Source organism: Actinoplanes utahensis (assembly GCF_016862455.1).
Lineage (GTDB): Bacteria > Actinomycetota > Actinomycetes > Mycobacteriales > Micromonosporaceae > Actinoplanes > Actinoplanes utahensis.
On sequence record NZ_BOMZ01000049.1, the window covers coordinates 1 to 17,263 of the forward strand.

14 protein-coding genes and 1 pseudogene are annotated in these 17,263 nt (G+C 70.8%); 8 read left to right on the top strand and 7 right to left on the bottom strand.

Going from position 1 to position 17,263, the window contains the following annotated elements; translation table 11 throughout:
* Together Aut01nite_RS18740 and Aut01nite_RS18745 are read left to right on the top strand one after the other, a co-directional pair.
* On the top strand, positions 1-1,130 hold a 1,130-nt coding region (locus Aut01nite_RS18740), incomplete at its 5' end, for a UbiA prenyltransferase family protein (RefSeq protein ID WP_204037582.1).
* A gap of 6 nt (positions 1,131-1,136) precedes the next feature.
* On the top strand, positions 1,137-2,372 hold the full coding sequence (locus Aut01nite_RS18745; RefSeq protein WP_043528684.1) for a glycosyltransferase: 1,236 nt from the start codon (positions 1,137-1,139) through the stop codon (positions 2,370-2,372).
* Positions 2,373-2,611: 239 nt separating this feature from the next.
* Here Aut01nite_RS18745 and Aut01nite_RS18750 read toward each other — a convergent pair whose 3' ends face one another.
* Complete coding sequence (locus Aut01nite_RS18750; RefSeq protein ID WP_161790689.1) at positions 2,612-2,986, bottom strand: peptidase inhibitor family I36 protein; 375 nt, start codon at positions 2,984-2,986, stop codon at positions 2,612-2,614.
* 163 nt (positions 2,987-3,149) lie between these two features.
* Between Aut01nite_RS18750 and Aut01nite_RS45075 the strand changes: the two are divergent.
* Positions 3,150-3,429, top strand: a pseudogene (locus Aut01nite_RS45075) (IS701 family transposase); the annotation flags it as partial.
* Positions 3,430-3,469: 40 nt separating this feature from the next.
* Here Aut01nite_RS45075 and Aut01nite_RS18760 read toward each other — a convergent pair.
* Entirely contained in the window at positions 3,470-4,069 is a 600-nt protein-coding gene (locus Aut01nite_RS18760; RefSeq protein WP_152628902.1) for a hypothetical protein, read from the bottom strand.
* A gap of 544 nt (positions 4,070-4,613) precedes the next feature.
* Here Aut01nite_RS18760 and Aut01nite_RS18765 point away from each other — a divergent pair.
* The gene (locus Aut01nite_RS18765; RefSeq protein ID WP_043528680.1) at positions 4,614-5,459 is read left to right on the top strand and encodes an SCO6745 family protein; all 846 of its coding nucleotides are present in this window, start codon (positions 4,614-4,616) and stop codon (positions 5,457-5,459) included.
* Positions 5,460-5,711: 252 nt separating this feature from the next.
* The gene (locus Aut01nite_RS18770) at positions 5,712-6,362 is read left to right on the top strand and encodes a M50 family metallopeptidase (protein ID WP_043528678.1); all 651 of its coding nucleotides are present in this window, start codon (positions 5,712-5,714) and stop codon (positions 6,360-6,362) included.
* 56 nt (positions 6,363-6,418) lie between these two features.
* Here the strand turns inward: Aut01nite_RS18770 and Aut01nite_RS18775 are convergent, their stop codons facing one another.
* From Aut01nite_RS18775 to Aut01nite_RS18790, 4 genes are all read right to left on the bottom strand, one after another.
* Positions 6,419-7,258: an SGNH/GDSL hydrolase family protein gene (locus Aut01nite_RS18775; RefSeq protein ID WP_083999504.1), complete on the bottom strand. Its 840-nt coding sequence runs from the start codon at positions 7,256-7,258 to the stop codon at positions 6,419-6,421.
* A gap of 461 nt (positions 7,259-7,719) precedes the next feature.
* A complete protein-coding gene (locus Aut01nite_RS18780; RefSeq protein ID WP_043528734.1) occupies positions 7,720-8,721 on the bottom strand; it encodes an AraC family transcriptional regulator in 1,002 nt (333 codons plus the stop codon).
* A gap of 155 nt (positions 8,722-8,876) precedes the next feature.
* Positions 8,877-10,331: a Vgb family protein gene (locus tag Aut01nite_RS18785; RefSeq protein ID WP_204037584.1), complete on the bottom strand. Its 1,455-nt coding sequence runs from the start codon at positions 10,329-10,331 to the stop codon at positions 8,877-8,879.
* Positions 10,328-12,076: a flavin-containing monooxygenase gene (locus Aut01nite_RS18790; RefSeq protein ID WP_043528676.1), complete on the bottom strand. Its 1,749-nt coding sequence runs from the start codon at positions 12,074-12,076 to the stop codon at positions 10,328-10,330. The genes Aut01nite_RS18785 and Aut01nite_RS18790 overlap by 4 nt, the downstream gene beginning before the upstream one ends.
* Positions 12,077-12,244: 168 nt before the next feature.
* On the opposite strand from Aut01nite_RS18790, the gene Aut01nite_RS18795 reads away from it, so the two are divergent.
* The 3 genes from Aut01nite_RS18795 to Aut01nite_RS18805 all read left to right on the top strand — a co-directional run bounded on the left by Aut01nite_RS18795 (position 12,245) and on the right by Aut01nite_RS18805 (position 16,709).
* Positions 12,245-12,613, top strand: a complete 369-nt coding sequence (locus Aut01nite_RS18795) for a response regulator (RefSeq protein ID WP_043528674.1) — start codon at positions 12,245-12,247, stop codon at positions 12,611-12,613.
* Positions 12,610-14,610 carry a sensor histidine kinase gene (locus tag Aut01nite_RS18800; RefSeq protein WP_043528672.1) on the top strand — a complete coding sequence of 667 codons (2,001 nt, stop codon included), beginning with the start codon at positions 12,610-12,612 and terminating at the stop codon, positions 14,608-14,610. Before Aut01nite_RS18795 ends, Aut01nite_RS18800 begins: the two co-directional genes overlap by 4 nt.
* 173 nt (positions 14,611-14,783) lie before the next feature.
* On the top strand, positions 14,784-16,709 hold the full coding sequence (locus Aut01nite_RS18805) for an alpha-glucuronidase (RefSeq protein ID WP_043528671.1): 1,926 nt from the start codon (positions 14,784-14,786) through the stop codon (positions 16,707-16,709).
* Positions 16,710-16,873: 164 nt separating this feature from the next.
* On the opposite strand, the gene Aut01nite_RS18810 is transcribed toward Aut01nite_RS18805, so the two are convergent.
* The gene (locus Aut01nite_RS18810) at positions 16,874-17,227 is read right to left on the bottom strand and encodes a winged helix-turn-helix transcriptional regulator (protein ID WP_052164154.1); all 354 of its coding nucleotides are present in this window, start codon (positions 17,225-17,227) and stop codon (positions 16,874-16,876) included.
* Between the last annotated feature and the right edge of the window lie 36 nt (positions 17,228-17,263).

Below are 17,263 nucleotides of genomic sequence, written 5' to 3' on the forward strand. Positions count from 1 at the left end.
CCGACCGGCGGCACCGGCCGACCGGCGGCACCGGCCGACCGGCGGCACCGGCCGACCGGCGGCACCGGCCGACCGGCGGCACCGGCCGACCGGCCAGGCGCAACATCACCTGGATGGGGGAGCGGGCGTTGACCCGGCTGCGCCGCGATCGGGCCGGTTTCGTCTTCCGTGTGCTGGCGGTGCCGCGTTACCTCAACGCCGGACCGAATCTCAGGGTCCACACAGGAGCGCCGGGTGACGATGCGGGCATGACGACGTTGGCGCAGCGTCCCGCGGCGGTACTGGTCGCGGTGTCACGACCGTGGTTCTGGCCGGTGTCCTGGGTTCCCGCCTACCTCGGGACGGTGATCGCCGGGCACGCCTGGCTCCCGGACCCGGCCGATACCGGCCGGGCGGTCGTGGCGCTGCTCGTGCTCGGGCCGCTGATCTGGGGCGCGGTGCTCGCCCAGAACGATCTGCACGACCTGCCCAGCGACCGGGTCAACCCGCGGAAGGCGACGGCGCCGCTGGTCACCGGGGCGGTGTCGGCGCCGCGGCTGCGACTCTGGCACCGAGCGCTGGTGCTGGCGTCGATCGGGGCGGCGTGGTACGTCGGGCCGTTGTTCGTCGTCGGCGTGGCGGGGGTGCTGGCGCTCGGCTGGGCGTACAGCGTGCCGCCGTTGCGGTTGAAAGGCCGCTCGGGATGGGACGTGGCCGTCAACGCGGTCGTCGTCGGGGCGGTGTCGCCGGCGGCCGGCTGGGCGATCACCCGGGAACCGTGGGAGTTCCCGTGGCAGCTGGCGCTGATCGGCGTGCTGTTCGCGGCGGCCCTCTACGTGCCGACCACGGTCATCGACGTCTCCGCGGACGCGGGGGCGGGTGACGAGACCTTTTCCGTGAAGTACGGGGCGCGTACGGCGTACAGAATCGGTCTTTGTCTCTGGGGTCTTGCTCTCGCCGTTTCGCTCTTCTGTGCTTCGCGGGATTCGCTGGTGCCGCGGGAGACGCTGATTCCGCAGCTGGTGATGGCGCCGGTGCTGTTCGCCGCGTACGCGGCGCTGACCCGCCGCCCGTCGATCGCGCGATTGGCGGTGGTCTCGCTGCTCTTCGGGATTCCGACCGCCGGTTTCGCCATGGCTTATGTGGGGTGACCTCTGATGCGGATTCTCATCATCGCGGTCGGCAGTCGCGGCGACGTCGCGCCGTTCACCGGACTGGGCCGGCGTCTGTTTGCGGCAGGCCATCAGGTCACGGTCGCCACCCACGATCTTTTCGAGCCTTCGATACGGGGCGCCGACCTCGATTTCCACCCGCTGCCCCTGGACACGCGGGAGGAGTTGACGGAGCGGCTCACCGCCGAGGGCGCCCGTGGCCAGTTGCGGACCACCGTCGAGTTCAGCCGGATCCTCGCCGCGCACGCCCGCCCGATGGCCGCCGCGATCCTCGACGCCGCCCGCCAGGCCGACATGCTGCTGCTCACCCCGGCCGGGTGGATCGGCACGCACGTCGCCGAGGCGCTGAGCCTGCCCAGCATGGGCGTCTACCTGCAGCCGATGACCCCCACCCGGGAGTTCCCGCCGGCCATGGTCACCACCCGGGCGCTCGGCGGCCGGGGCAACCGTTGGGCCGCGTCCGCGCTGCTCAACCTGGGTCAGCGGCCGTTCCGCACGGCCGTCGCCGCCCTCCGCGACGACCTCGGCCTGCCGCCGATCGGCACCACCGCGTGGCTGGCCCGGCTACGGGCGTCCCGGTGGCCGATCTGCTACGGGTACAGCCCTACGGTCGTCCCGCAGCCCGCCGACTGGCCGGACTGGAACCACACCGCCGGCTACTGGTGGCCCGCCGCCGACCCGGCGTTCACCCCACCGCCCGAGGTCGCCGACTTCCTCGCCGCCGGGCCGCCACCGGTCTACATCGGGTTCGGCAGCATGCCGTTCGCCGACGGGACCGCCGTTTCCGCGCTGCTGCTGGCCGCCCTCCGCAAGGCGGGCCTGCGGGCCGTGGTGAACTCCGGTTGGGCCGGGCTCTCGGGCGCCGGCGGCGACGTGCTGACCGTCGCCGACCTGCCGCACGACTGGCTGTTCCCACGAATGGCGGCGGTCGTCCACCACGCCGGCGCCGGCACCACCGCGGCCGGTCTGCGCGCCGGGATTCCCGCGGTGCCGGTGCCGTTCATGGTGGACCAGCCGTTCTGGGCGCGACGGCTCGCCCTGCTCGGCGTCACCCCGGAGCCGATCCCGTTCCGGCAGCTCACCGCGGATCGGCTGGCCGCCGCCCTCACCCGGGCCACCGGCGATTCCCGCTACCGTGAGCGGGCCACGGACATCGCCGCGCGCCTCGCCCGGGAGGACGGCGCCGCCGCCGTCCTCCACGTCGTCAATGGATCCCTGTGAGCACCGACCTGCTGGAGTTTCGGCTGAGGACCGTGGCGGCCCGGCCTAGTACTGCAACGCACTCAGCGGGTGGAACGTATTGGAAACCCGCGCTCGCTGCTCGACAAGCCGTAGGGGCCCCCGGGAGACTCTTCCTGCCTGATTTGCCGAGATGTCGCCGGAGCGATACGCAGCGGAAGAGCGCGGTTCCCCGGTTGTCGGTGTTGGCGATCACCACTATGAACCGAGGACCGCAGGCACTACGGAACCCAGATGCTGTTGGCTTGGAAGGAGCCGAGATTCGAGACACCTGCATTCGCGGCAACCTGGAGCGGCCCACCGACGCAGTCGTCGCCCGTGAACAGTGCCGCCGAGTTGCTGGCGGTGTTCAGCGCGGATCGCGCTCGGCCGCCCCATCCGGCGTCGACCAGGCTGACACATGTGCCGCCCGGTGCCAGCGACGTGAGTGTCAGCCTGCTGCCGGTGTAGTTGGCCGAACTGAACAGACATACCGTATTGGTGAACTGACACTGAGCCGGTGCCGCGGCGTGCGCTGGTGCAGGTGCCATCACCGTCGCGATGCCGGCAACCGTCGCGGCGAACATGATCGCGCTACCGAGTTTACGAACAGGCATTCCCGAACCCCTATCTATCCACAATGGACGAACATTGCCCAGTCTATCGAGAGAGGTCGATCTACACACCCCCAATGCTGCACCCGGTGTTGCGACTCGAGCGGCGGTCGCTCGTTGGCTGGTCATGCTGAGTGGCATGGTGCTCACGTAGCGGAAGGCGGATTTGGATAGCTTGTTTGCACTGGTGGCGAGCCGTTTTATCGGGTGGAGCCGCGCCGGTTGGCATTCGCCTGGATACGCGGGTTGCCGGCTCCGTTGGAGCGGCGTAACCGGTGACAATCGCTGAACACGCGGGCCGCCGGTCACCGAACGCGGTGCAGGAGATGCTCTACAGCTCGTGCTGGAAACCGGCTCCGGTCCGTGATGACATGCGGGACTACCTGGTCGAACACCTCGGTAGCTCCGACGACACCGGGCTCGTCGAGAAGGGCCTCCGATCGGCCGATCATTGATACGTTCCGCCTGTCTACTGCCGTTGCGGCATCAGGACGGCGGGGTGTCGAGCCCCAGCCGCTGGAACAGTACGTACAGTTGCTCCTCGACGAAGACCTCGGTGGCGGCCAGCGTCGCCTCCACCTCGGGCGCCGGCGCCGAGTCGAGGCCGGCTTCCTGGGCCCACGTCATCGCGGCAGCCGCGGCGGCGGCGCCGCTCAGCGTCCGGGCGAGCATGTCCTGCCTGGTCGCGGCCGCCAGGGCGGGATACTCCGGGTCCTCCCAGTCGTCGCCCAGGTAGTTGCCGCCCTCGTCGAACGGGGATTGCGGCAGCACGGTGTACCCCACCGCACTGTCGATGTTGAGCCAGGTGTCCCAGAACGGTGTCCGCACACCGACCGCATGCACGTAGGCGGTGGAGCTGTCCAGAATGTCGGCGACCAGTACCGGAGCGCCGGTCGCGTCACGCAGGTCGGTGATCAGCGTGCCCGGGAGGTCGAGGTCCGGCACCCGGACCCGGGTGATCTGCCAGCCGCCGGCCGCCCGCTCGCCGTCCACGGCGTCGTCGTCGGCCAGTTGCGGCATATCGGGCAGCAGGTCCCGCAGCGATGCCTCACCACGATGGACGACGTATGTTCCCCAGAACCCCATGGCGGTGATCATGGCGAATGAGGACGGCGCACGTCTGCCCCGGGACGGTCCACCGCCAGGCTTGTCGTTCCACCAGTTCGGCGGGGCTTGGTGCCCTTCTTGTGATGGCCTGGCCCGACCAGCGTCTTGACCGGCCCGTCGGTGCACAGCAGGGCGTCCGTCAGCTCGAACAAGACGTCGGCCCGCCTGGTCATGCATCGGTAGAGCTGCTCAGGAGCCCCGCCAACACATCGATCGCTTCCGCCCTGTCCGTCACGACGGCCACAACGATCGTCGATAGGTGCCAGATGCCCCCATCCTCACCGGATGACGCACGTTAACCGTCGGCCAGACCGGAGAGGGTCGTACGAACGCACGGATCTGGGCCGATCAGAGTGCGTTCGCACGGCGCCTCTGATCTTCGGTGGCATCAATGCAGATGGCTTGTTGATCTCACCGGTGCCGGTCGAGTTGCTCGATCGACTGCGCCGGCTTCGTCGCCACGAAGCCGCGATGTGGCGATTGGCTGTTCACCGGCGGCCGGGTGTGCGCTTGGATCGGCGGCATGACTCTCGCGAGCGCGGCTCGAAACCTGTGGCAGCTGTACGAGCCGGTGCATGCGGTTACGTACTTTGCACCCCAGGCGCGGACGGCATTCGAGAACGCCGGGCTGCGCGGGTACTGGCGTGGATATTTCGCCGGGCGTGCAGCCCCTCTGGGCGCGGTGACGGCGGCGCCGGTCGCCGCGTTGTTCTTCTCTTTCGCGCCGGCCATGGTGGCCCGTGCCGTGCCGGATGTATGGCAACGGGCGACGCCGGAACAGGCACTGGCGGCCCGCCTCGACGGCGCGGTCGCGGCGTTGCGAGCGATCCTGCCGGACGAGCCCGCGCGGTGGGTGGAGGCCGCGGACTTGCTGGAGGTCGCCGCCGGGGCGGCCGGGACGGAGGGCCGGGCGCTGGGCGCCGCCAATGCCGTGCTGCCGCGTCCCACCGATGCGCTCGCCCGGCTTTGGCAGGCGGCCACGGTGTTGCGGGAGCACCGGGGTGATGGGCACATCGCCGCACTGGTCGACGCCGAGCTGACCAGCTGTCAGGCGCTCGTCCTGCGGCACGGTGTGCACGGCGGCCGGGACCAGCTACAGCCTAACCGGGGCTGGAGTGACGGCGAGTGGGACGCTGCGGTCGGGCAGCTGACCGCCCGTGGGCTGGTGGACGGGTCGGGCCGGGCCACCGGCGAGGGGCTGAAGGTGCACCGGGACGTGGAGAACCGAACCGACCGGCTCGCCGCGCAACCCTGGGCGGCGTTGAGCGTCGCCGAGCAGGAACGGCTGGCGGGCGTGCTGGCACCGTTGGCCACGGCCGCCGGCGCGGTCGTCCCGTACCCCAACCCGATGGGCCTGCCTCGACGCTGAACGGTTCCGGCAGCCGGCCGAGGATGCCCGACCATGCTCGACGCCGGTGTCAGCCTCCGCGACGTCCAGATCGCCGCCCGCCGCGCCGACTCCCGCACGACCACTGCGGCCTGTCATCGATCGGACGTTCCCGTTCGAGAGGGCCGCCGACGCGTTCCGTCACTACGGGCGGCGCAACCCTTCGGACGGGTCGTCATTCGAATACGTTGAATGACTGTTTCCCGGTCCGGTGGAGCCGATAGTTTCCGTCCCATGCCGAGACTGGTGTGGACGGCGGCGCTGCTGTCCTGGGTGCTGGCGGTGCCACTGTGGTTCGTCATGAGGTTCGTCCTCGTGATCGCGCACGAGGGCGGTCACGCGCTGGCGTCGAAGCTGCTCTTCCGGAACCTGGAATCGGTCACCTTCAACCGGTCCGGCGGCGGCATGACCAGCACGGTTCCACCGGTGCCCTGGCTCTTCAACATCCTCATCAAGCTGGCCGGCTACCTCGGCCCGTCACTGTTCGGGCTGTTCGGTGTCTGGCTGTTGGTGCGGGGGAGCATCGAGGTCGTGCTGTGGGGCAGCCTCGCCTTCCTGGCGGTCATGTTGTTCGCGGTCCGGGGCGTGGTCGGCTGGCTGTCGGTGCCGGGACTGATGGTGATCATCTGGTTGATCGCCACCCGGACCGAGCCGCCGCTGCAGACGCTCTATACGCACATGTGGATCTGGTTCCTGCTGATCGGGGCGGTGCAGCGGATGCTGCTGTTCGTCGCGAACAAGCAGTACGACCAGGACAAGACCGACGCCGCCGGATTGGAGAGCCTCACCGGCGTGCCCAGTGCCATCTGGACGTTCGTGTTCCTGGTCGGCACGATCGCGGCTCTCGCGTACGGCGGCGGGCTGTTGCTGCGGAGTGCGATGTGAACCGGCGGCCGGCACGCTTCATCGCATGCCGGCCGCCGGGTGGAACGGGGAAAGACTCAGAATCGGTCGGCGAAACCGGTCTCGGCGATCGCCGGGAGGTAACCGCGCTCGTGCCCGACGGCGGTCGGGTGCAGGACCGTGTTGTCGCGCATGCCCTCGGTGCCGACCAGCCACGGGCGGGCGCTGCACACGCCGTGCCGGGCGAACGCCTTCTCGACGTCGGCGAACCGGACCCGGGCCCGGTCGGCGGCCGCGGCGATCACCGCGTTGAGGCGGGCGGCGACCTGGTTGACGCGGGCGCGCATCTTCGCCGGGATCGGCATGTCGGCGCAGCGGGCGGCCTTCGCGAACGGCAGCGGGTAGCCGGTGACGACGATGCGGGCGTTCGGGGCGGCGGCGCGGATCGCCTGGATCATGCGGGTGATCTCGCGCGGCAGGGTGACGGCCAGCGTGCGGTTGATCCGGGCGTTACCGGTACGGCAGGCCATCGCGGTCATCGGGCTGAGACACGCCTGAAGGACCTCCTTGACGTTCAGGTCGTTGGCGCCGACGGTGACGGTGACCAGCGCGGTCCGGTGGTTCAGCGCGGCCAGCTGGCGGCCGGTGACGTCGGCGACCGTCGCGTTGATGCAGGCCGCGTTGCGCAGCGCGACCGCGCCGTCGGTGCTGCGGGCCAGCAGCGCCGGGTACGCGGCGGGGGTTCGGCCGCAGTTGTCCCGGGTGGGCGCGGAGCCGTACCCGGCGGCGTAGGAGTCGCCGAGCGCCACGTACTGCAAAGGCGTCGGGGCGACGGACGCGGCGACGGCGGTGGCGGGGGCGGCCCACGCCGTCGCGGTCAGCGCCACCGCGGCGTAGACGGCCACGACGCGGCGGAAGATCGCAGCAGGGTACGACATGAGAGTCTCCGAGTGAGTGCTTCTAGCGCGGAACCGGGGGGACCGGAAACGGACAAACGGACGCTAACACCCGAAAGTGCTCATCTCGCGCAGGCGCACCGGGCCCGGCTCGTGTGGAGTTCGGGCCGGCACCACGGCCGAACTCCACACTCGGGAGGCGCGGCTACGGCGGTCTACCCGCTTCCGGTCCGCGGCGGTTCTCTCACACCACGCTTCGGTACGGGCCACGCAACGCCCCGTGCCTCGCGGCGCCAACGGCAGGCGTCCCCTCGCGACCGTCCTCGGCTGCGGGTCATGCATGCCCGTCCCGGTCACCCCGGCTGGTTCTCATCGCTGTCTCAGCGCAGCTGAAACAGCAGCCACAACCAGCCGGACAAGATCCGAACCGGCTGTCTCGAACGCCTTCAGACATGCAGTGACGACCAGCCGGACAGAACCGGAACCGCTCGCCGTAGCGGCAGCTAACCGGCGGCGGCCGGGAGGATCACCCGCAGCGGACCGTGGGCGGTCTCGTGCCGGTCCGGTTCCGCGGTGACCTGACGGCGGTACTCCTGCGGGCTCATCCCGCGCTCCCGTTTGAAGGCGGTGCTGAGAGCGAACGCGCTGCCGTACCCCACCCGGCGGGCCACCGACCCGATCGTGGCGCCCGGCTCGCGCAGCAGGTCGGCGGCGAGGGTGAGCCGCCAGCCGGTCAGGTACGCCATCGGCGGCTCGCCGACCAGCTCGGTGAACCGCCGGGCCAGCGCCGACCGGGACACCCCGGTCCGGGCCGCGAGGGCCGCGACGGTCCACGGCGTCTGCGGCGTTTCGTGCAGCAGCCGCAGTGCCGGGCCGACGATCGGGTCCTGCCGGGCCCGGTGCCAGGCCGGGGCGCCGGCTTCCGGGGCGGCCAGCCAGGCCCGCAGCACCGACACCAGCAGCAGGTCGAGCAGCCGGTCGAGGACGAGCTCCTGGCCCGGGTCGGTGCGGGAGATCTCGGTGGCGAGAAGCCGTACGAGGGTACGGTCCGCCGCCGCCCCCGGCTGCACCAGCAGTCGTGGCAGCGCGCCGAGCAGCCGCCGGCTGACCGCACTGTCCATCCGGTACGTCCCGGTGAGCAGTTCCGTCCCGGCGTCGAGCCGATCGCCCCAGGTCCGGACGCCGAGGTGCATGGTGTCGAGCGGGTTCCGCCCGTCCACCGTGACGCACACCTGCCCGGGCCGGATGATCGTCTGCCACGGCGTCGCCGGGTCGTCGGCCACCGTGTACGGTCGCGGCCCGCGGATCACCGCCACGTCACCGGGCCGCAGCGGGGTCGGGTCGCCGTCGTCCCCGGTCACCCACGCCGACCCGCGCACCACGGTGAGCAGGGTCAGCGGCGCCTCGTCCTCGATCCGCAGCGCGAACGGCGGATCGAACACCGAGCGCAGCAGGAAGGCGCCCCGGGCGCGCGGCGAGTCCAGCAGACCGGTCAGCGTGTCCACACCGGTCACCGTATCGACGCCTTTCCCGCGCGGCCCGCCATGGGGCTCACGTAGTCCGCACAGCGGCGGTTGGTGATCGGCATGTCCCCAGTCAACCGGGTCGACCGGGGACGAGCCATGGCTGTGGAGCCGCGACGCATACGCGAGCGTCCAGGTCACACGGTGATGCGGCCCACCGTGCCCTCCCCGGCCGCGGCCAGGTAGAGGGCACCGTCCGGGCCGGCTGCCAGCCCGGCGAACGGCTGCGGGACCCCGGGCAGACCGTGGCCGAACAGGTTCGGGGTGATCGGCCGGGGGAGCGGGATCGGCAGCTCGGCGGCGACGACGCGGACCGGGGACCCGACCTCGACGACCCGGCGGCGGCCGGCCTCGGCGGCGAACAGGCGGCCGCCGCTGAAGGCCAGGCCCTGCGGGGTGTCCAGGCCCTCGGCCAGCGCGACCGGTTTGCCGTCGTCGAGCCGGTAGACCGCGCCGTGCTCCTCGTCGGTGACGTGCACCCGGCCGTCGGCGTCGACGGCGATCCCGGCCGGCCGGCCCAGGCCCTCGGCCAGCACCGACACCTCGTCTGCGGGACTGATCGCGAGGACCCGTCCCCGGCCCGCCTCCGCGACGATCAGGGCGCCGTCCGGGCGTACCGCGATGCCCCGGGGTTGCTCCAGGTTCTCGGCCCGGGCGCGAGCCGACCGTGACGTGCGGTCGAACGTCCCCGCCTGCCCGTACTGCGAGGTGAAGTGGAGGACGTCGCCGTCGGCGGCGATGGCGTGGGCGAACGGCCGCAGCGCGCCGTCGATCCGGTAGTGGTCGGCGGTGACCACCGCGCCACCCGCGTCGACGGTGACGTCGAACGGGCCGGCCAACCCGCGCGGCACCACCTCACGGGTGCCGCCGCCGGGCAGGACCTCGGTGATCCCGCCAGCGGCGAAGCTGGAGACGAACATCCGGTTGTCGGCGTCGAAGGCGGCGTTGTCCAGGCCCGGGATGCCGGTGACGATGGTGGTGCGCTCGCCGTCCTCGATCCGCACGATGGTGCCCGCTTCGTCGATCAGCAGCACATGGAGGACCCCGTTGCGGTCGAGGCGTACCGCGACGGTCTGCGGCACGTCGGCGGCGACGAGTTCCGGGACGCCGCCGTCGGGCGCGATCCGGTAGACGTCGCCCGGGAACATGTGCGGGTAGTAGAGGTTGCCGTCCGGGCCGAACTGCATCGCGTTGCCCAGCGTCAGGCCCTCGGTGAGCACCCGCGGCACACCGTCGGTGACCTCCAGCAGCCGGCCGCCGAAGGTCATCTCGTTGACGAAGACCCGGTCGCCGAGGACCGCGATGCCGTTCGGGTTGGCCAGGTCACCGGCCAGCACCGTCAGGTCGCCGTCCAGGCCGAGCCGCCACACCTGGCCGGGCGACAGATCGGTGATGTACATCGTGCCGTCCGCACCGAACGCCACGTCGTCGGGCGCCTGCAGCGGGCCGTCCGGCGCGATGACGGTCTGCACCGCGCCGGTGGCGACGTCGACCGAGCTGATCCGGCCGGGCAGGAACTCGGCGACGTAGAGGCGGCCGTCAGGGCCGAAGGTGATGCCGTTGGAACCGCGAAGCGGAGTGGGTACGGTCACTCGTTCCACAGGACTCCGTCCATGCTGCCGTCGGTGCGCCAGGTGCGCAGCAGGTTGTGGAAGGCGATCGGGCCGGGACCGAAGGAGAAGCTCACCGGCATCGGACTGCCCTCGTTGTTGTAGTAGCCGGGGGTGCATTCGGCCTGGAACCGGTAGCTGTCGTGGGCGTTGCTCGCGATCGTGGCGGACCACTCGTCCTCGGCTTCGAGGGTCGGCTCGATCCGCTTGGCCCCGGTGGCGACCAGCGCGCCGATGTGGATCGCCTGCTGCTGCAGGATGTGGACGAAGTTGACGGCGTTCGCGTTGTGGATCGGGCCGAGGTGGAACAGGTTCGGGAAGCCGTGGCTGTAGAAGCCGTGCAGGGTACGGAAGCCGTTGCTCCAGTGCTCGAAGATGTTCTTCCCGCCGCGGCCGGTGACGGTCAGGGTGCCGGACAGCACGCCGGAGATGCCGACCTCGAAACCGGTGGCGAAGATGACGCAGTCGACCTCGTACTCGTCCTCGCCGACCACCACCGACGTCGGCGTCATCCGGGTGATGCCGCCGTGGTCGGCGGTGTCCACCAGGGTGACGTCGGGCCGATTGAACGTCTGCAGGTAGTGGTCGCTGAACGTGGGCCGCTTGCACATGTAGCGGTACCACGGTTTGAGCAGCTCGGCGACCGCCGGATCGGTGACGACCTCGTCCACCCGGGCGCGGATCTCGTTCATCTTCGCGAAGTCGGCGAGTTCCAGCTCCTCGTCGGTGAGCTCGTCACGCGTACCGGTCAGGAAGGTGCGTTGCAGCCGGGCCGTGCTGGTCCACCGGTCGTCGATCAGGTCGACGTCGGCGTGCCCGCCGCTGACGATGGTGAGGAAGTTGTCCATCCGTTCCTGCTGCCAGCCCGGTTTCGGGTCGGCCAGGGTGAACGGCCGGTTGTCGCGGACGTCGACGGTCGACGGGGTGCGCTGGAAGACGTAGAGGTGCTCGGCGGACTCGGCCAGATGCGGGACGACCTGGATGCCGGTCGCACCGGTGCCGACCACCGCCACCCGTTTCCCGGCCAGCCCGTGCAGCCCGCCGGTCTGGTCGCCGCCGGTGTAGCCGTAGTCCCAGCGACTGGTGTGGAAGGTGTGCCCACGGAATTCGGCGATCCCGGGGATGCCCGGCAGTTTCGCCTGGGTCAGCAGACCCGACGACACCACCACGTAGCGGGACCGGAACCGGTCGCCCCGATCCGTCGTCACGATCCACTCGGTGGCCGCGTCGTCCCAGGTCAGATCGACCACCTTGGTGTGGAACAGGGCCTGCCCGTAGAGGTCGTAGCGTTTCGCGACGGCCACCGCGTGCTGCCGGATCTCCTCGCCCGGAGCGTACCGCCACTTCGGCACATAGCCGACCTCTTCCAGCAGCGGCATGTAGATGCTCGCCTCGATGTCGCAGTGGATGCCCGGGTACCGGTTCCAGTACCAGGTGCCGCCGAAGTCACCGGCCTCGTCGACGATCCGGATGTCGTCGAGGCCGGCGTCCCGCAGCTTGGCGGCGGTCTGCAGGCCACCGAACCCGCCGCCGACGACGGTCGCCTCGACCCGGTCGCTGACCGGCTCCCGTTCCTGGAAGGGCGTGTAGGGGTCCTTGGCGTAGTAGCCGAACTCGCCCGTCGTACCCCGGTACTGCCCGCCGCCGTCCGGACGGATCCGCCGGTCCCTCTCGGCCTGGTATTTCGCGCGCAGCGCGTCGATTTCCTCGCGGGAGGTCGTGGACATGCGGTTCAGCTAAACGGGGACCCGGTTCCGAATCAAGGGCTTGCCCAGAAATGGACATCGATTCATGAGGTCCGTCGGCGGGCACGTCCACCCGACTGCAACCGTCTGAAAACCTCAGATGCCCCCGTCCGCCTGCCGACGATGCGGCCACGAACTTGAGGGGGCATCGTGGCGAGAGTTCTGGTGGTCGAGGATGAACCGGATGTACGCGATCTGGTCGTGCGTTACCTGCGGCGCGACGGCCACGACGTGCTGGCGGTGGACAGCGGGCTGACCGCCCTGGCCGCCGTCGAGCAGCACGGCATGCCGGAACTGGCCGTGCTGGACGTGGCCATGCCCGGCATGGACGGGCTGGAGCTGCTGCGCGAGTTACGGCTGCTGGGACCACGGATCGACGTGCTGTTCCTGACCGCGCTGTGGCTGCCGACCGACCTGAACCGGATCCGGGATGCCGGCGCGGCCCACCTGGCCAAGCCGTTCACGGTGGCCGGCCTCGGCCAGGCGATGCGGCTGCTGGAGTCGGGGGCCCGCTCGTGACCGCGTTGTTCGCCGCCCTCTATCTGGGCGCGACCGTCCTGGGCCGGCTGACCGTGCTGGACGGCAGCGACATCGCCGTGGTGTGGCCGGCCGCCGGGGTGGCGGCGATCTGGTTCCTCACCCGGCGCCGGTCCCCGACCTTCCGGGCCGAGGTGGCCCTGTTCGCCGTCCTGACCTTCCTGGTCGACCTGGCGACCGGGGCGAGCGCGCCGATCGCGGCCGTGCTCGTCGCCGCCAACCTGGTCCAGATCGCGATCCTGCTCCGGCTGACCCATGGCATCGAGAAGGTGCACAGCCCGCGCCGGTTGTGGCGGATGCTCGGCGCGGTCCTCGCCGCCACGGCCGGTGGCGCCGCGATCGGCCCGACCGGTGTGGGTCTGCTCACCAGCCATTTCTCCTGGTCCTCAATGGTCTCCTGGGTCGCCTGCAACACCGCCGGCATCCTGCTGATCGGGGTCTCCGGCCTCTACCTCGCCGGCTGGCGCGGCCGCCGTACCGCCGGGCCGGCCCCGCGGGTCGCCGAAACGCTCGGCCTGGCCGTGAGCACGCTCGTCGCCTACTACGCTTGCTTCCTCGCCGACACCGGGCTGCCGATCGCGTTCCCGCTCCTCGCCGTCACCGTCTGGGCCGCGGTCCGGATGCCGATCCCGTGGGCGATCGGGCACGGAACCGTGACGGGGGTCGCCGCCGTGGCGTTCACGCTGCACGGCACCGGCATGTTCGCCGCCGTCGACGACCAGGTCAGTCAGGTCCTGGTGTGCCAGCTCTTCGTGGTGACCGTGGCGGTCATCGGGCTCGCCGTGGCGCTCGGCCGCGACGAACGCGACGCGCTGCTGGCCGAGCTCGCCGCCGAGAAGGCCCGGCTCGCGGCCGAGAAGGAGCAGGCCGCCCAGCACGCCGACCTGGTCACCACGATCATCGACGCGATGGGCGACGGGCTGTCGGTGATCGACGCGAACGGGCGGGTGCTGCTGAGCAACCCGGTCGCCGCGAAGCTGCTCGGCGGGCGGATCAACTCCGGGGACATGGTCACCGGCGCCGCCTACTACGGGCTGTTCCACCTCGACGGCCGCCCGCTCACCGACGACGAGCTGCCGTACACCCGGGTGATGGCCGGTGAGGACATCGGGCAGATGGACCTCGTCGTCCGCAACCCGGGAGTCCCGGACGGCCGGATCGTCAGCGTCACCGCCACCGGCGTGGCCCGGGCCGGCGGCAACGTCGCCGTCATCGTCTTCCACGACGTCACCGCCGAACGCCGGCACCGTGACGAGCTCGCCGGATTCGCCGGCGTCGTCGCCCACGACCTGCTCAACCCGCTCACCACCGTGGAAGGCTGGACCGACACCGTCGCCGAACTGCTGGAGACCGAGCCGCCGCGGATCGACACGGCCCGCGACGGGCTCTGCCGGGTCGCCCGCGCCGCCGCCCGGATGCGGGGACTCATCAACGACCTGCTCGCCTACGCCACCAGCCGGGACGCGGGGATCGCCCCGGCGCCGGTCGACCTGTCCGAGATGGTCGGCGACATCATCACCGCCCGCTGCGACGCCGCGGTCGCCGGTGGCCTGCCGGTCCCCACGTTCACCGTCGGCGCGCTCGCCGAGGTGCACGCCGACCGGGTCCTGACCCGGCAGCTGCTCGACAACCTGATCGCCAACGCCATCAAGTACACCGCGCCGGGTGTGGTGCCGCGGCTGACGATCTCCGGCGAACTGCGGGACGGCGTCGTCGAGGTGACGCTCAGCGACAACGGCATCGGCATCCCGGCCGGTCAGCACGACGCGATCTTCGGCAACTTCCACCGCGCCCACCGCGACGCCGGGTACGCCGGGACGGGCCTCGGCCTGGCCATCTGCAAACGCATCGTGGAACGGCACGGTGGCGCCATCAGCGCCGCCGACAACCCCGGCGGCGGGTCACGGTTCACCTTCACCCTGCCGGCCGGCGCGGTCGGCGAGACCACGGCCCGCCGCGAGGTCACGGTCGCCGTCTGAGATTCAAGACCCTTTCCCCGTACGACGAAAGCCCGCAACCCTCCGCCCCGCCGGTCGTGTCATGACCGGCGGGGCCCGCGCATTTCGATATCGTTCTTCTTCGATCCGGTTCTCCTCGTCGCCGTCCCTCGCTGTCGCCCGGCATCCGTCCCCACCGCTCTCCGGGAGTTGATGTGACCGAGCAGCCGTCACCCGAGATCCATCCCGCCTGGCTGCCATCCACGGCCTTCCGGGCGATCGCTTCCCGCCGAGTCGTCGTCGACGGCGACGGCCCACTCGTCGACACCGTGCGTGACGAGGTGATCCGTGCGGGCGGCATCCTGACCGCTCCGGGAGAGCCGGCCGATCTCGTTCTCGTGTCCGGCGGTTCGTCCGGTTCCCCCCACCCCTCGGGCCCTTTCGGCTCCTTCGGCTCCTCCGGTGACGGCTTCTCGGTGAGCCGCCGCGACGGAACCACCGTCGTTCGTGCCGACGGCCCGTCCGGACTGCTCAACGGGTGGTTCGCGCTGGCCCGCGATGTGCCGCCCGGCCGTCATGACCCGGCGTTGCCGCTGCGGGTCCTCGACCACTGGGACAACGTCGACCTCCATCCGGTGATGGGCCGGGTGGAACGCGGCTACGCCGGCGGGTCCCTCTTCTGGCATGACGGAGCGTTACGCGAGGATCTGTCCCGGGTCCGGGACTACGCGCGCCTGCTCGCCGCCTCCGGCATCAACGCCGTCACCATCAACAACGTCAACGTCCATGCGACGGAGACCCGGCTGCTCACCGACCGGCGCGACGAGGTCGCCGCCATCGCCGCCGAGTTCCGGAGGTACGGCGTACGCGTCCACCTCTCGATCAACTTCGCCGCCCCGGTGTTCCTCGGCGACCTCCCGACCGCCGACCCGCTCGACGACCGCGTCCGCGCCTGGTGGTCCCGGGCCACCGCCCGGATGTTCGACACGATCCCGGACTTCGGCGGCTACCTGGTCAAAGCCGACTCGGAGGGCCAGCCCGGCCCGCACACTTACCACCGCACCCACGCCGACGGCGCGAACATGCTCGCCGAGGCCCTCGCCCCGTTCGGCGCCGTGGTCCGCTGGCGCGCCTTCGTCTACGACCACCGCCAGGACTGGCGCGACCGCGGCACCGATCGGGCCCGCGCCGCCCACGACCACTTCGTCCCGCTCGACGGCACGTTCCACGACAACGTCATCGTGCAGGTCAAGTACGGCCCGATGGACTTCCAGACCCGCGAACCGATCTCCCCGGTCCTGCTCGCGATGCCCCGTACCAACCTGGCCGTCGAGTTGCAGGCCACCCAGGAGTACACCGGCCAGCAGAAACACATCTGCTACCTGCCGCCGATGTGGTCGGCGGTCCTGCGGTCCGTGCGGGTGCGGGCTCTGGCCGCCGTCTCCAACGCCGGCGACGACCCGTTCTGGACCGGCCATCCGCTCGCCCAGGCCAACCTCTACGCCGTCGGCCGTCTCGCCTGGGACCCCACCCTCGACCCGATCGCCGTCCTCGACGAGTGGATCACGTGGACGTTCCCGGAGGCCCGGGACGTCCTGCACGAGCTGATGGACGATTCCTGGCAGACGTACGAGCGGTACACGGCCCCGCTCGGGGTGGGTTTCATGGTCCGCCCCGGCCACCATTACGGCCCCGACGTCGACGGCTACGAGTACACCCCGTGGGGCACCTACCATTTCGCCGACCGCGACGGCATCGGCGTCGACCGTACCCGGGCCACCGGAACCGGCTTCACCGCCCAGTACCCGCAGCCGCTGTCAGATCTCTACGAGTCCCGCGACACCTGCCCCGACGAACTCCTCCTCTTCTTCCACCACGTCCCCTACACCCACGTGCTGCACAGCGGGGTCACCGTGATCCAGCACATCTACGACACTCACTTCACCGGGGCCGCCCGCGTCGCCGAGATGCGCCACCGCTTCCAGAAGTCCGCGGACCTCTTCACCCCCGCGGTGTACGCCCGGATCTCCGCCCTCCTCGACGAACAGCTCCGCAGCGCCGAGGAATGGCGCGACCAGATCAACACCTACTTCTTCCGCAAATCCGGAATCCCCGACGCCCGCCACCGCCGCATCCACTGACCCCCACCACGGCCCCGCACCGGACGGAACTGAAAACCCCCGGCTGGTCGTCAGTGCTGTCTCCCGGGCCTTGAGACAGCCGTGACGGCCAGCCGGAAGTAACCGGCGCCCGCGCTTGTCCAACCGTCAGCCGGCAGTTCCGGTGGATCGCGCGGTCACTGCGCCTATGCGGTGCCGGGTTGCCGGCGGGTGAGCCGGTCGCGCCGCTGGGTGCCCCAGGCGCCCAGCGGGCGGAGGGCCTCGTTGAGGGCGCGGCCGTGTTCGGTCAATGAGTATTCGACGCGGGGCGGCACCTCGCGGAACGCCTCCCGGTTGATCAGGCCGTCCTGTTCCATCTCGCGCAACTGCTGGATCAGCATCTTCTCGCTGACGCCGGGCAGTCCTCGCCGCAGTTCGCCGAAGCGCCGGGCGCCGTGGTCGTGCAATTCCCACAGGATCAGTGATTTCCATTTGCCGGACACCACGTCCATCGCGGCGTCGAGACCGCAGATGTACGGGCCGGACCGTGTCGTCGTCATCAGTGTGCCCCCGTGCTGATGCTTACCAAAAGGTAA

Coding starts and splice junctions, on each gene's coding strand:
- Aut01nite_RS18745 (WP_043528684.1), top strand. CDS start 1,137: ATGCGGATTCTCATCATCGCGGTCGGCAGTCGCGGCGACGTCGCGCCG.
- Aut01nite_RS18750 (WP_161790689.1), bottom strand. CDS start 2,986: ATGCCTGTTCGTAAACTCGGTAGCGCGATCATGTTCGCCGCGACGGTT.
- Aut01nite_RS18760 (WP_152628902.1), bottom strand. CDS start 4,069: ATGGGGTTCTGGGGAACATACGTCGTCCATCGTGGTGAGGCATCGCTG.
- Aut01nite_RS18765 (WP_043528680.1), top strand. CDS start 4,614: ATGACTCTCGCGAGCGCGGCTCGAAACCTGTGGCAGCTGTACGAGCCG.
- Aut01nite_RS18770 (WP_043528678.1), top strand. CDS start 5,712: ATGCCGAGACTGGTGTGGACGGCGGCGCTGCTGTCCTGGGTGCTGGCG.
- Aut01nite_RS18775 (WP_083999504.1), bottom strand. CDS start 7,258: ATGTCGTACCCTGCTGCGATCTTCCGCCGCGTCGTGGCCGTCTACGCC.
- Aut01nite_RS18790 (WP_043528676.1), bottom strand. CDS start 12,076: ATGTCCACGACCTCCCGCGAGGAAATCGACGCGCTGCGCGCGAAATAC.
- Aut01nite_RS18810 (WP_052164154.1), bottom strand. CDS start 17,227: ATGACGACGACACGGTCCGGCCCGTACATCTGCGGTCTCGACGCCGCG.